Origin of the sequence: Liquorilactobacillus satsumensis, assembly GCF_964065465.1 — a bacterium.
GTDB lineage: Bacteria > Bacillota > Bacilli > Lactobacillales > Lactobacillaceae > Liquorilactobacillus > Liquorilactobacillus satsumensis.
Window position 1 is genome coordinate 811,936 of the sequence record NZ_OZ061606.1, and the last position, 14,447, is coordinate 826,382.

At 42.7% G+C, this 14,447-nt stretch carries 6 protein-coding genes and 3 rRNA genes; 1 reads left to right on the plus strand and 8 read right to left on the minus strand.

Features of this window, described 5'->3' with window-relative positions; all coding sequences use genetic code 11:
* Positions 1 to 283: 283 nt before the first annotated feature.
* A complete protein-coding gene (gene arcA, locus AB3Y88_RS03820) occupies positions 284 to 1,510 on the minus strand; it encodes an arginine deiminase (RefSeq protein WP_056959854.1) in 1,227 nt (408 codons plus the stop codon).
* 293 nt (positions 1,511 to 1,803) lie between these two features.
* On the opposite strand from arcA, the gene AB3Y88_RS03825 reads away from it, so the two are divergent.
* Positions 1,804 to 2,394 (plus strand): sigma-70 family RNA polymerase sigma factor, encoded by a 591-nt coding sequence (locus tag AB3Y88_RS03825; protein ID WP_056959856.1) that lies wholly within the window; start codon positions 1,804 to 1,806, stop codon positions 2,392 to 2,394.
* 83 nt (positions 2,395 to 2,477) lie between these two features.
* On the opposite strand, the gene rrf is transcribed toward AB3Y88_RS03825, so the two are convergent.
* The 7 genes from rrf to AB3Y88_RS03860 form a co-directional block, all read right to left on the minus strand.
* Positions 2,478 to 2,594 (minus strand): 5S ribosomal RNA (gene rrf, locus AB3Y88_RS03830).
* An 86-nt stretch (positions 2,595 to 2,680) separates the two neighbouring features.
* Positions 2,681 to 5,598 (minus strand): 23S ribosomal RNA (locus AB3Y88_RS03835).
* 205 nt (positions 5,599 to 5,803) lie between these two features.
* Positions 5,804 to 7,364: ribosomal RNA gene (locus AB3Y88_RS03840) — 16S ribosomal RNA — on the minus strand.
* Together the 16S, 23S and 5S rRNA genes form the textbook arrangement of a ribosomal RNA operon.
* A 699-nt stretch (positions 7,365 to 8,063) precedes the next feature.
* On the minus strand, positions 8,064 to 9,317 hold the full coding sequence (tyrS, locus tag AB3Y88_RS03845) for a tyrosine--tRNA ligase (protein WP_228889439.1): 1,254 nt from the start codon (positions 9,315 to 9,317) through the stop codon (positions 8,064 to 8,066).
* A 279-nt stretch (positions 9,318 to 9,596) separates the two neighbouring features.
* Positions 9,597 to 10,058 carry a Fur family transcriptional regulator gene (locus AB3Y88_RS03850; RefSeq protein WP_156653518.1) on the minus strand — a complete coding sequence of 154 codons (462 nt, stop codon included), beginning with the start codon at positions 10,056 to 10,058 and terminating at the stop codon, positions 9,597 to 9,599.
* A 105-nt stretch (positions 10,059 to 10,163) separates the two neighbouring features.
* Complete coding sequence (locus tag AB3Y88_RS03855; protein ID WP_228889442.1) at positions 10,164 to 13,274, minus strand: AAA family ATPase; 3,111 nt, start codon at positions 13,272 to 13,274, stop codon at positions 10,164 to 10,166.
* Positions 13,271 to 14,395 (minus strand): exonuclease SbcCD subunit D, encoded by a 1,125-nt coding sequence (locus AB3Y88_RS03860; RefSeq protein ID WP_056961037.1) that lies wholly within the window; start codon positions 14,393 to 14,395, stop codon positions 13,271 to 13,273. The genes AB3Y88_RS03855 and AB3Y88_RS03860 overlap by 4 nt, the downstream gene beginning before the upstream one ends.
* Positions 14,396 to 14,447: the final 52 nt, after the last annotated feature.

Genomic DNA, 14,447 nt, shown 5'->3' on the forward strand with positions numbered 1-14,447 from the left:
CTCCGAATTACTCATAGCAAAGTACTCACGATGTTCGTAATTTCGAGTTAACACTCAAATTTTCCCGACTTATGTCACACTCTCCTCTGTTTTATTTTAGATTGCACGAATTAAGATACTGTTTAGAAACGCTAATTGTGTTGTTGAACAGCAGCTAATTTTCATTGATTAATTGAAGTCCAGCAACCATTCAGTAACACCTTAGAGTAATTGATCTTCTCTTTTATAACATGCAAAATAATATATTTTGTTTCGTACTGCACCGTGCCCCTTTGACCGTTCCTTATAAATCTTCCCTAATAATTGGCATTGACATACAGCGGGGGCCGCCACGTCCGCGTGATAATTCACTAGAATGTATTTCATGTACTAAAATTCCATGTTCGCGCAACAACTTGTTTGAAATGTAGTTTCGGTCATATGTAACAACCTCACCTGGAGCAACTGCTAATGTGTTAGTGCCATCATTCCACTGTTCTCTAGCAGCTGCAATCTCATCTCCGCCACCTGTTGGAATCAGATCAATCTCTGATAGTCCTAAAACTTTTTTTAAAGTTGCTTTTAAGTTAGTATGGTGCTCAATGCTAGTTCCACCACCTTTTTTAGGATGCAATACCCAACTATCAATTTGACCTTTTTTATTCAAGATTGCGGGATGGACCGTGAATTGATCACGATTAATCATCGTAAAGACTGTATCTAGATGCATCATTGCATGATTATGTGGAATTCGAATTGCAAGTACGCTTTTAAAATTCGAATTTTCAAACAAATTTTGTGCAATTTTTTCAATTGCACTTGCATCTGTACGCTGAGAAACTCCTATAGCTAGCACCTGAGCACTTAAAACTAATTCATCTCCACCTTCAATACTTGTTGCTTGAGCACGATTATGCCAAACTCTAATTCCCTGATTCGCAAAGCGGGGATGATGTGCAATAATGTACTCCATAAATAAAGACTCGCGTTTGCGCGCTGCAAACGTCATATTATTAATCGAAATTCCCTCTCCAATTGCAGCAGCCGGATCACGTGTGAAATAAAGATTCGTCATCGGATTCATATAAAAAGGAAATCGAGTATCTTCCGTCAATTCCTTCAACCCCACCTCTTTTAATTCAACCTCATTCCGACGTACTCCGGACATTACTTTAGCTACCATTTTTTGCGTTTCTAAGGAAAGCAAGTACTGTTCCAAAGCATCATGAACAGGTCCGTGTAGAAAACCTGATTCGTCAATCACTTGTTCAATAAAATCTTTCTTAACATTCTGCTGGGTTAAAGATTCCGCAATTAGATCATCGAGATTCAAGACCTCAGTTCCAAGTCTGTTCAAAGTCTCAGAAAAATAATCATGTTCTTGTTGAGCAATTTTTAAATATGGAATATCATCAAAAAGTAAAAATTTCATCATTTGGGGAATCAAATTTTCAAGCTCAGTTCCTGGGCGTTTTAAAATAACTGTGTGCAACTTCCCAATTTCTGATAACACATGGATTGGTTTTTGCATATACACATCCCCTTCTTGGATCAAATATGTGCCCAGTATATTATTCAACTGAATATAAGTCAAATTATTGCTATTATATAGGAATAATTTGCTAATTAAAATGGGTGCTTCATTAAATTTAATAAAGCAGCATGTATTTTAATACATACAATGTATATTTAGAAATATTCACAAGGCTCATCATAAATTTTTTTTGCAAATTTATTAGTTTCTGTGAAGTAGATCTCACCTGTATTTTTTTATCTTGCTATATTTAAGTTATATCAAATTACTATAAAACGAGGTGCATACAGATGAACTACAATAATATTAAAACTGAAGACTTTTCATTAATCACAAAGATCCGCCAATCAAATGACAGTGAAGCTTTCAGATTACTGTTCATTAAATATCGCCCCCTAGTGATCAATGCCATGCAACGTTACCATTTCAGATTTCATGAAACTGATGATCTTCTTCAAGAAGCCCGAATTGTTTGTTTTCAAGCAGTACAGGCTTACAATCAGTCAACAAGTATTTCATTTGGTAAATTTTATCAACAAAGTCTCTTGAATAGGTACTGCAGTCTCTTGCGTAAGGAAACAGCTGTTAAACGCCAGGGAGAACGTTTCGCAGAATCATTTGAAAATCTTTTGGAAACTCAGGGCGATTGTTATTCCTATTCAATTACACAGGTCCAGCCTGAAGATCTCGCAATTATTCAAGAAGTGATTGATTCACTGCCGCATATTCTTTCTGACTTTGAATACCATGTCTTTTCCTTACTTTATTTCGAACATTTTCATCCCGATAAAATTTCAAGCTTTCTTGCTGTTCCTGAATCAAGAATTAAACGTGCCATCTCACGTTGTAAAGCTAAGTTAAAAGAGGCCTTACAGCAGTAACTTGTTAAAGTCCTTAACCCAGTTTTTAATTTTAACCACACAAAAAAAGCATTTCGAGAAAAACTCGAAATGCTTTTTTATTTGCACGGCAACGACCTACCCTCGCAGGGGGCGATCCCCCAACTACTCTTGGCGCTAAGAAGCTTAACTTCTGTGTTCGAAATGGAAACAGGTGTATCCTTCCTGCCATCATCACCGCACTCTTTTTGAGAAAACCTTGTTCCCTCAAAACTAGCTAATATTTCTTCTGCTTTGCGTTAACTTCCAAAAACTCCGTTTTTTTCTTTTGGTTAAGTCCTCGACCGATTAGTTTTGGTCCGCTCCATACATCACTGTACTTCCACTTCCAACCTATCTACCTGATCTTCTCTCAGGGGTCTTACTTTCCGAAGAAATGGGAAATCTTATCTCGAGGTGAGTTTCGCACTTAGATGCTTTCAGCGTTTATCTCATCCACACGTAGCTACCCAGCGATGCTCCTGGCGGAACAACTGGTACACCAGCGGTGTGTCCATCCCGGTCCTCTCGTACTAAGGACAGATCCTCTCAAATTTCCTACGCCCGCGACGGATAGGGACCGAACTGTCTCACGACGTTCTGAACCCAGCTCGCGTACCGCTTTAATGGGCGAACAGCCCAACCCTTGGGACCGACTACAGCCCCAGGATGCGATGAGCCGACATCGAGGTGCCAAACCTCCCCGTCGATGTGGACTCTTGGGGGAGATAAGCCTGTTATCCCCAGGGTAGCTTTTATCCGTTGAGCGATGGCCCTTCCATGCGGAACCACCGGATCACTAAGCCCGACTTTCGTCCCTGCTCGACTTGTCTGTCTCGCAGTCAAGCTCCCTTGTGCCTTTACACTCTGCGAATGATTTCCAACCATTCTGAGGGAACCTTTGGGCGCCTCCGTTACCTTTTAGGAGGCGACCGCCCCAGTCAAACTGCCCACCTGACACTGTCTCCCGCCACGCTAAGTGGCGCGGGTTAGAGTGTTCATACAACGAGGGTAGTATCCCACCAATGCCTCTGTCGAAACTAGCGTCCCGACTTCTATGGCTCCTACCTATCCTGTACAAGTTGTACAAACACCCAATATCAAGCTACAGTAAAGCTCCATGGGGTCTTTCCGTCCTGTCGCGGGTAACCCGCATCTTCACGGGTATTATAATTTCACCGAGTCTCTCGTTGAGACAGTGCCCAGATCGTTACGCCTTTCGTGCGGGTCGGAACTTACCCGACAAGGAATTTCGCTACCTTAGGACCGTTATAGTTACGGCCGCCGTTTACTGGGGCTTCAATTCTGAGCTTCGCCGAAGCTAACCCATCCTCTTAACCTTCCAGCACCGGGCAGGCGTCAGCCCCTATACGTCATCTTACGATTTTGCAGAAACCTGTGTTTTTGATAAACAGTCGCCTGGGCCTATTCACTGCGGCTGAGCTTACGCTCAGCACCCCTTCTCCCGAAGTTACGGGGTCATTTTGCCGAGTTCCTTAACGAGAGTTCTCTCGCTCACCTGAGGATTCTCTCCTCGACTACCTGTGTCGGTTTGCGGTACGGGTAGTTATACTCTTACTAGAAGCTTTTCTCGGCAGTGTGACATCAGAATCTTCGCTACTATAATTTCGCTCCCCGTCACAGCTTGTCCTCAGTTACAAGCATTTAACTCGTAACCAAACTTGCTGCTTGGGCACACATTTCCATCAGTGTGCATTCCTAGCCTCCTGCGTCCCTCCATCGTTCAAACAAATATAACTAGTACAGGAATCTCAACCTGTTATCCATCGCCTACGCCTTGCGGCCTCAGCTTAGGTCCCGACTAACCCTGGGAGGACGAGCCTTCCCCAGGAAACCTTAGTCATTCGGTGGACAGGATTCTCACCTGTCTTGCGCTACTCATACCGGCATTCTCACTTCTAAGCGCTCCACCAGTCCTTCCGGTCTGGCTTCTTCGCCCTTAGAACGCTCTCCTACCACGCAACCTCACGGTTGCATCCACAATTTCGGTAATATGTTTAGCCCCGGTACATTTTCGGCGCAGGGTCACTCGACTAGTGAGCTATTACGCACTCTTTAAATGGTGGCTGCTTCTGAGCCAACATCCTAGTTGTCTGTGCAACTCCACATCCTTTTCCACTTAACATATATTTAGGGACCTTAATTGGTGGTCTGGGCTGTTTCCCTTTCGACTACGGATCTTATCACTCGCAGTCTGACTCCCGGATAAAGATCAGTGGCATTCGGAGTTTATCTGAATTCAGTAACCCAAGACGGGCCCCTAGTTCAAACAGTGCTCTACCTCCACGATCCTAATTTCCGAGGCTAGCCCTAAAGCTATTTCGGAGAGAACCAGCTATCTCCAAGTTCGTTTGGAATTTCTCCGCTACCCACACCTCATCTCAGCATTTTTCAACATACATGAGTTCGGTCCTCCAGTGCGTTTTACCGCACCTTCAACCTGGACATGGGTAGGTCACCTGGTTTCGGGTCTATGTCTGCCTACTCAAACGCCCTCTTCAGACTCGCTTTCGCTACGGCTCCACCCTTGACGGCTTAACCTTGCAGACAAACATAACTCGCCGGTTCATTCTACAAAAGGCACGCTATCACCCGTTAACGGGCTCTAACTACTTGTAGGCACATGGTTTCAGGAACTGTTTCACTCCCCTTCCGGGGTGCTTTTCACCTTTCCCTCACGGTACTGGTTCACTATCGGTCACTAGGGAGTATTTAGCCTTGGGAGATGGTCCTCCCGGATTCCGACGGAATTTCACGTGTTCCGCCGTACTCAGGATCCTGAACTGAGAGTGGCCGCTTTTACCTACAGGGCTTTCACCTTCTCTGGCTGACCTTCCCAGGTCATGCGGTTAACGTCCACTTTGGTAACTCAAATGTTCAGTCCTACAACCCCAGAAAGCAAGCTTTCTGGTTTGGGCTGTTCCCCGTTCGCTCGCCGCTACTGAGGGAATCGATTTTTCTTTCTCTTCCTGCAGGTACTTAGATGTTTCAGTTCCCTGCGTGTTCCTCTGACTGATCTATGAATTCGATCAGCAGTAATAGTTGATTAAAACTATTGGGTTGCCCCATTCGGAAATCTCCGGCTCATAGCTTACTTACAGCTCCCCGGAGCATATCGGCGTTAGTCCCGTCCTTCATCGGCTCCTAGTACCAAGGCATCCACCATGCGCCCTTAATAACTTAACCTAACTTTACCTGCGGTAAAGCGGCTATGAGTTTTACGTTAAAGAACTAAATCTTGTTTCAAAACTCGTTTAAAACGCGGTGTTCTCGGTTTGTTAATTTAAATCAGAAAAAATATTATCTAGTTTTCAAAGAACAAGTTTGAGAGTAAACCTCTCAAAACTAAACAAAGTTTCGACGAATGTGCAGTTTCCGTAATTATCCTTAGAAAGGAGGTGATCCAGCCGCAGGTTCTCCTACGGCTACCTTGTTACGACTTCACCCCAATCATCTGTCCCACCTTAGACGGCTGGCTCCTAAAAGGTTACCGCACCGGCTTTGGGTGTTACAAACTCTCATGGTGTGACGGGCGGTGTGTACAAGGCCCGGGAACGTATTCACCGCGGCATGCTGATCCGCGATTACTAGCGATTCCGACTTCATGTAGGCGAGTTGCAGCCTACAATCCGAACTGAGAACGGTTTTAAGAGATTAGCTAAACCTCGCGGTCTTGCGACTCGTTGTACCGTCCATTGTAGCACGTGTGTAGCCCAGGTCATAAGGGGCATGATGATTTGACGTCATCCCCACCTTCCTCCGGTTTGTCACCGGCAGTCTCACTAGAGTGCCCAACTAAATGCTGGCAACTAGTAATAAGGGTTGCGCTCGTTGCGGGACTTAACCCAACATCTCACGACACGAGCTGACGACAACCATGCACCACCTGTCATTTTGTCCCCGAAGGGAACGCCTGATCTCTCAGGTTAGCAAAAGATGTCAAGACCTGGTAAGGTTCTTCGCGTTGCTTCGAATTAAACCACATGCTCCACCGCTTGTGCGGGCCCCCGTCAATTCCTTTGAGTTTCAACCTTGCGGTCGTACTCCCCAGGCGGAATGCTTAATGCGTTAGCTGCAGCACTGAAGGGCGGAAACCCTCCAACACTTAGCATTCATCGTTTACAGCGTGGACTACCAGGGTATCTAATCCTGTTTGCTACCCACGCTTTCGAACCTCAGCGTCAGTTACAGACCAGAGAGCCGCTTTCGCCACTGGTGTTCTTCCATATATCTACGCATTTCACCGCTACACATGGAGTTCCACTCTCCTCTTCTGCACTCAAGTCTCCCAGTTTCCAATGCACGACTTCGGTTAAGCCGAAGGCTTTCACATCAGACTTAAAAGACCGCCTGCGTTCCCTTTACGCCCAATAAATCCGGACAACGCTTGCCACCTACGTATTACCGCGGCTGCTGGCACGTAGTTAGCCGTGGCTTTCTGGTTAGATACCGTCACTGCATGAACAGTTACTCTCACACACGTTCTTCTCTAACAACAGAGTTTTACGATCCGAAAACCTTCTTCACTCACGCGGCGTTGCTCCATCAGACTTGCGTCCATTGTGGAAGATTCCCTACTGCTGCCTCCCGTAGGAGTTTGGGCCGTGTCTCAGTCCCAATGTGGCCGATCAACCTCTCAGTTCGGCTACGTATCACTGCCTTGGTAAGCCGTTACCTTACCAACTAGCTAATACGCTGCGGGTCCATCCAAAAGTGATAGCCGAAACCATCTTTTAAACAAAAACCAGGCGGTTTTTGTTGTTATGCGGTATTAGCACCTGTTTCCAAGTGTTATCCCCCTCTTTTGGGCAGGTTACCCACGTGTTACTCACCCGTTCGCCACTCAGTTTCTTCGGTGAGTGCAAGCACTCGATGAAGAAACTGCGTACGACTTGCATGTATTAGGCACGCCGCCAGCGTTCGTCCTGAGCCAGGATCAAACTCTCATTTTAAAAGTTTGTGACTCATTAATTTAATACTAGCGAAATTGACTTCGCAAATGTTTGCTCTTGCACTGCAAGAGCCCTACACATTTGATTTGTCGAAACTTTGTTCAGTTTTCAAAGGTCTACCTATTGAAGATTGTTTAGAAACAGACGCATTCAATTCAGAACGAATATTTCTAAGTTGTTTATCTCTTACATTATATCTGATCTGATTTCCAATGTCAAATATAATTTTCACATGAGAAGTAACAACCCGAACCAACAACATTTATTACTATACTCTGAAAGACAGAGTACGTCAAGAAATATTTTCAAAAAAATATCAGCTAATTTCTAGACCAACACTCCTACTCATTAAATGTTATTTACCCTTAATGACTCAAAAAAGGACGGGGCTGTGACAAAAGTTAACTTTTGTCACAGCCCCTCTTTTATTCCGGATAAACGTGTTCCATAAGTCAAAATTCTCCGTCTAACTTCGAATTACTCATAGCAAAGTACTCGCTATGTTCATAATTTCGAGTTAGCACTCAAATTTTCCCGACTTATGTCACACTCTCATCCTTTAAACTTAGCTTACAACTTCTCTTTCAATCTTCTTAACCTTATCACTGTAATTAACCGTGCTTGCATTTGCTACTGAAGCTGAATCTTAAACTCCTGCCAGCTTCATTCGTAATTCGACTTCTTACTTGCCTATCAAAACTACCTTTTAACTCTTGCCAAAAAGTACTTTTTCTTCCCTCGGCGAGCAATGATGAATTTACCATCAAAGTTTGCGGCCGGATCAATAGTAAACTCAAGATCACGAATTCTTTCTCCATTAATGGAAATTGCACCATTGGTAACATCTTCACGTGCTTGTCGTTTTGATTTTTCAATGTTGGTCTGCACTAACCACTCAATAATGTTCTCAGCCTGATTTTCAACTTCAACAGTTGGCATGTTTTTAAAACCCTGCTCAATCTCAACAGCATTTAACTGTCTCACATCTCCGGAAAACAAAGCTTGAGAAATATGTTCTGCTTGTTTAACAGCCTCTTTTCCATGAACAAAAGCGGTCACTTCTTCAGCTAAACGGCGTTGTGCTTCTCTTTTTTCTGGTTGAATCTTCACTTTCTCTGCCAATTGATCAATTTCAGTGCGACTCAAAAAAGTGAAATATTTCAAATATTTGATTACATCCCGATCATCTTGATTTAACCAAAACTGATAAAACTCGTACGGAGTAGTTTTTTCTGGATCCAACCAAATAGCTCCACCGGCAGTCTTCCCAAATTTGGTACCATCTGCTTTAAGCATTAACGGAATAGTCAAGGCAAAAGCCTTTTTATCAGAATCATTGAGTTTATGAATTAAGTCAATTCCAGCTGTAATATTGCCCCACTGATCTGCTCCACCAATTTGCAATTGCACATCATTTTCCTTGAACAAATGATAGAAATCAATGGACTGCAAAATCTGGTATGTAAACTCTGTAAATGAGATTCCCGCTTCAAGTCTGCTAGCAATGATTTCCTTACCCAGCATTGTATTAACATTAAACAACTTGCCATAGTCACGCAAAAAGCTCAGTAAATCAATCTTAGAAAGCCACTGGTAGTTGTTTACAATCGTAATATTATCTTTTCCAAACAGCCGTTCCATTTGTTCAGTCAACTTTTGCTCATTATGATGAACCTGCTCCATACTCTGCAAAACACGTTCTGATTTTTTTCCTGAAGGATCACCAATTGATCCCGTACCACCACCAATTACAATGTGTGCACGATGCCCAGCCATTTGAAACCTTTTCAACATCATAAAAGGAATCAGATGCCCGATATGCAGACTATCACCTGTAGGATCAACTCCACAATATAAGCCAACTGATTTTTCAGCAACTAACCGATGCAGACTTTCTTCATCCGACATTTGGTTAATTGCTCCACGCCACTTCAGCTCATCAATAATATTCATAGTATTTCCTCCTTAAAATAAAAAAAGTCCCCGACACTTCCATGTCAGGGACGAACATTAAATTCCGCGTTACCACCCAAGTTATCGCATTCAGCGATCAGCTCTTGTCATCAGTAAAGAGATGAATCAGATGAATTTTACAGTAGTGTAATTCAGAAAAACACACGCCTTGATTTTCAGCTGCCATCAAGTCTCTGTTTGCAATGCTGCTTTCCCTACTATGCTACTTCATCAGTTTTATTAGAGTTAATATATTGCATCATGCCTCAAAAGTCAACCTCAATTTTTGTGTTCAGTTTCCGCAAGCTTTTGTTGACATGCAGGACAAAGTCCATAAACTTCATACTGGCTATTAAAAACCTGAAACCCAGTCTCTTGTGCTGCTTCCCGTTCGTTTTGCTTATAACTCGCATCAAACACATCAACAATCTTGTTGCAGTTAACACAAATCACATGATAGTGCGGGGTTTCAAAATAATCGTATCGCATATGTCCGCCACTATCAGCTGCAATTTCAATAATCAAGTTATGATCGATCAATAACTGCAAGGTGTTGTAGACTGTTGCCAGACTAACACTAAAGCCATTACTCCGAACATACTTGAAAATCATCTCAATCGAAGGATGGGCATGTGAGGTCATCAAGTAAGATAAAATAACTTGGCGCTGTGGTGTATTCTTTATCCGGTATTCCTTCAGTTTATTGGCAGCTGAGAGAAGCGTCTCTTGGCTTTGCACCATCATTTGATTTCCCCCTTCGGTAAAAATTTTAACTAGCAGTTATTCTCATAAAGCATTATACTCCACTTACAGAAAAAAAGTCCATAAATATAATTACATGTGACATTAATCAGCAATTTCTTCAAAATCTGCCACATAATGCACCTGACTTCTTCCAAAATGCGAACTAATTCTTAACTGATCTGGAATCTGAGCACGCAACGCACTCACATGGCTAATGATTCCAATCAAGCGGTGTTGTGCATCAAGTGTCTGGAGTGCCTCTAAGGCAGTTTGCAGTGCATCATCATCCAACGCCCCAAAACCTTCATCAATAAACAAGGCCTCTATTTGAGTTCCTCCATGCGCACGCTGTACAACTTCAGCCAAGGCTAAAGCTAAGCATAACGCTGCAATAAAACTTTCTCCGCCCGACAAAGTGTGCACGCTTCTGACTTTACCTAAGTCATCATCAAAAATATTCAATTCAAGTCCCGTATTCGTTGCATAAGAACCGTTTTCCTGTGCTAACTCAAGCCGGTAGCGTCCGCTTGTGAGCGTAAACAAGCGCTGGTTGGCCACTTGTAAAACTCGTTTAAGATAGCTACGTAAAACATAGCGTTCAAGTCCTAACTTGACTCTTCCTTTGCCACCAATTACTTCGACAAGTTGGTTCCAGTCCGCCTCAGTCTGGAGCTGTTCTTGGTATTTTATCCAATGATGCTCAACAGCTGCAAAATTTTTCTGGGCTGTTTCTTTTCGTTGATTTGCACTTGAATACTCCAGCAATAATTCCTGGCGCTTTTTACCTGCTGCTTCATATTCAGTTTTACTTTGCACAAGTCGTGGAACTTGCGCTGCTGTCCGTGTCTCCAACTGCTCTATCTTGACTCGCAGCTTCAAAATCTCCGCTGCGCGCGCAGCAAATTCTGTCTGCAAATCCGCAAGTTGCGGCAGTTGATGGCGCCTTTTAGTGAGCTGTGCGGGGCTCAGATCTGCCAAATGCTGTGCGCTTTTTTGTGCAATTTTGGCAGCTGTTTGCTTTTCTTTTTCCTGTAATGCCTGAAGATTCCTTTGATATTCCTTTTCCATTGATAAAAGCAATGTCCTGGTCCCTTCAAGATCTTCAATTACGCTATGCGTATGCTCACGCCGCACTTTAAACTTTGTTAATTTTTCACGCTGGAGCGTTAAGAACTCTTCTAAGTCCTTAAGACTCGTCAATTCAGACGGTAATTGTGCAATTGCCTGTTCCAATTTGACCTTACCTTTAGCACATTCAATTTCAGTTGCCTGCAAGTTTTGTACAACAGCATTAAGTGTTATTTGTAGCTCCTTAAGCTCAGCATGCAAATTAGTAATTTGCAGACTGGCTTGCTGATTTTCGGTTTTGTTACGCTTGAAAACTGACTGCGCAGCATGCAAAGCTTTCTCCTTTTTGGTTAATAATGCAGCTGTTAAGCTACTATTCTTTAAATCTGCAGCCGGAAATAAACGCTGCAGTTTCTGTGAGACCGTCCGCAATTCAGCTTTTAACTCCACCAGCCGCTTATTCATAGCCGTGAGCTTGCCCTCTAATTGACCTTTTTGCGCTAAAATTTGCTTGACGTTTTTTTCTGCGTCCTTGACCTCGTTTTCTGAAACCTGCTTAACTGCGTTTAGAACTGGAGCTGGATGTGTTTTAGAGCCGCAGACTGGACAAGGGGCTCCCGGAAGCAAGTGCTGCCGCAAGCGCTCAATTTGAGTTAATGCGAAATCATTATCCAGCCTTTCATACACTTGATTTGCCGCCTTTTCAGCTGCCGCAAGCTGCGTTAATTCGACTTGCTTAACGTGCAGTGTCTGTTGTAATTCAGTGAATTCAGCCTCTTTGGTACGTTGACTCTTCAACAGTTCTGCTCCCCGCTCTAACTCATGTACTTGTTTTTGCAGTTGCAAAGCTTGTTGTGAAAGTTCAGCTTCATTTACAATTTTCTGCTTTTTTGCTTCAATTTCTGCCGCAATTTGCTGTTCTTTTTTTTCATATGTAACTTTTTTAGCCGTCAACTGCCGTTGCATATGCTGACATTCAAGCAGGTCAGCTTTTAACTTAGCCGCCTTTTCATATAAAGGAACCTTTTCGGTATAGAGATTAACTTTGTGCTGCAGCTTCTCCATTTCGGTCTGCTGTTTCATTAGCTCTTTTTCGTTTTTCAGTTGTTCATCAAGTTTAATCTGCAAAGCAGTTTGGTTGTTCTCATTAGTCACCAGTTTTGCTTGAGTTTCTCGCAGTGTTTCCTGTAAATCCTCTTGTTGAACAAACAATGGCTCTATTTTCTGAACTTCCACTAATTGCGCGATTATTTTCTTTTTTTGCGTATCTTCTTGCGGTTGATACTTTTGTGTCAAAAGCTGTCTTAATTCATGTAGCTCCTGAATCTCCGCTTGCAACTGTTTTTGTCCTTCATAGTGCTGCTGAGCGCGTGCAAGTAACTTGTCTTGTTGCAACAATGCTTTTTCCGCTGCCTGTGCTTTAACCGTAATGCCTTTAAGATAACTTTCCATTGCAGGCAACCAATCTGGTAATTCAAGCTCTTGGTCAACTTCTTCAACTTGTTTTTTTAAAATATCGATTTGAGTACGCCTTTTTTCATTTTCATAAAAAAATTGCTTGGCATGCTTTTGAAGATCATCTGCCCAGAGTTTAAAGATCTCCGTTCCAAATAAGTCACGCAGTAACCTTTCTTTTTCATTGCTATCCGCCTCCAAAAAACTGCGAAATTTTCCTTGCGGTAACATTATAATCTGGGTAAACTGCTCAGGAGTCAGGCTCAATAGCTCCTGGATAAAAGTATTAATAGCTCCAACCTTCGCTAGCTCTTTTTCCTTGCCCGCATTATCTTTGAACTTAAGACAGGCTTCCATCTTTCTTTCAGTAGTTCCCTGTCCTCGTTTTTTGGCCAATCTTTGTCGTGGTTGTCTTTCTATTAGGTACACTTTATTTTGATGAGAAAATGTAAACCGCACACAGGTTTTTTGTGTAGCCTGTGCAAACCCAGAACGCATTTGTTCAGGCTGTCTATCCATTCCAGAAGTTTTCCCAAACAGCGCATAGCACATCGCATCAAAAATAGTCGTTTTTCCACTGCCGGTTTTCCCGCTAATTAGGAAAAGCGGTGCGCCTTCGAAACGTGAAAAATCAATTATTTGCTTTTCATAGGGACCAAAATTTTGAAGCTCAATTTTCAGCGGTTTCATTTACCTTCACCTTCTGTCTTAATTCGTTCCAGACTTTCACGCGCCCACTTAAGCTGCGAACTTGAGATTTGACTGTCAGTCATTTCTGTAAAAAAGCGCTGGAGCAATTGGATTGGCGAAAGATCCAATTTTTCTTGATCCTTAGCTTGAGGTGCTGCAGCCTTTGCAGTTCTTTCAAGGTTAATAATTCGCGGATAAAAGCCCCGTAAGTTATTAATGACATTTGGAATCACCGCTTTATCCGTCAGCTGCAAGCCGACATAGTCTGTAGCGGCAACTTGCTTATAATACTCAGGAGTAGTTAGTTCTTGATAAGATCCTTGTAGCAATACAACATCGTGTAGAGGCTTTATTTCATGAAAGTCACAGGTAAAAGGAGCAGTGTCAACAATCCACACACCCTTTTTAGTTTTAGCTTCTGCTAGTGAAAATTTTAATGGTGCACCGCTATACCGCACTTTTTCATTTTTCAACGCATTTTTATCATGAAGATGGCCTAAAGCAACATAATCAAAATCTGTTAATAGATCTGTGGAGAAAGCATTCAATCCACCCACTTGCGGCTGCATTTCAGGATCCAACTGCGAACTTCCAATCACAAAAAAATGGGCAACTAATACGTGTTTCTTCGCGGGGTCAAAGTTCTTCTTCATTTCACAAATTAACTTTTGTAAAGCTTTCGTTGTATCGGTGATCTCTGGGTCATCAAATAAATTGCGGACCTGATATGCTCGAAAATAAGGCAGCAGGAAAAATTGAGTATCAGCAAATTCAACAGGGACAAGGGCATCCTTTAAAGCAGTTGTTAAGAAAAATGATGTAGCTTTATACCACTCACGTCCCGTGTTCAACCGCACAGCAGAGTCATGGTTCCCGCTAATTGCCAACACTGGTTTTTTTAACTTCAAGTTAAGTTGAATAATCATTCTATCCAAACGTGCAACTGCATCTTCACTTGGAGTTGCACGATCAAATAAATCGCCGGCAATGACAACCGCGTCAACTTTTTGCGTGACAGCTAAGCGTGCAATTTGCTTGAAGGCATCCTCTTGCTCTTGTTCCAAATCATACCCATACAATTTCTTGCCGATGTGCCAATCTGCTGTATGTAAAAAACGCACCCTGATTCCTCCTTAGAATTTCGAACTTCTGTTCGTCGTTATTATAGCATAG